Raw genomic sequence first — 635 nt, forward strand, 5'->3', positions numbered from 1 at the left:
CTTTCGACCCTGAGCGGACATTCGGGATCCCTCTCTCTTTGAGAGAGGGAGGGGCCCGCCGCGAAGCGGTGGGAGGGTGAGAGGTTACACCCTGTCCGAACGAAGCATCGCCAGGAGGTCTTCCGCCGTTCCGGCCGGATCTGCCAGGACCTGCTCGTTGCAGAACCGCACCACGATGTATCCGAACAGTTCCAGGGTCTCGGTGCGGCGGGCGTCATACTCTTCCCGCCCCTGATGGGCCGGCCCATCCAGCTCGACGATCACCTTGGCCGCCTCGCAGACGAAATCGGCGAAGTCGCGGTCGATCGCGACCTGCCGCAGGAACTTGAACCCGCCCAGGCGCCGGTTGCGCACGAGGGCCCAAAGCGTCCTTTCGGCCAGGGACAGGAATCGGGATTTTCCGGGGTGAACCTCTCACCCTCCCACCGCCTGCGGCGGCGGGCCCCTCCCTCTCTCAAAGAGAGAGGGGTTCCGTGTGCGCGGCCTTCATCAGAAGCGGGCGCTTCAGACGTCCACCTTCCACCCTTCTCTGACCTTCGTCGCGTCTGCTCCTGGTGAAAGTCCGCATCCGCCCCCGGCGGCCACGCCTTCAAGGAAGGCGACGGCCTTCTTGAACCCTCTCTCATAGAGAGAGG

At 65.0% G+C, this 635-nt stretch carries 1 protein-coding gene; it reads right to left on the minus strand.

The genetic code is table 11. The features are described 5' to 3' along the window. Window positions 1-84: 84 nt before the first annotated feature. Complete coding sequence (locus PMI01_RS20360) at window positions 85-354, minus strand: DUF559 domain-containing protein (protein WP_007673433.1); 270 nt, start codon at window positions 352-354, stop codon at window positions 85-87. Between the last annotated feature and the right edge of the window lie 281 nt (window positions 355-635).

Source organism: Caulobacter sp. AP07 (assembly GCF_000281955.1).
Taxonomy (GTDB): domain Bacteria; phylum Pseudomonadota; class Alphaproteobacteria; order Caulobacterales; family Caulobacteraceae; genus Caulobacter.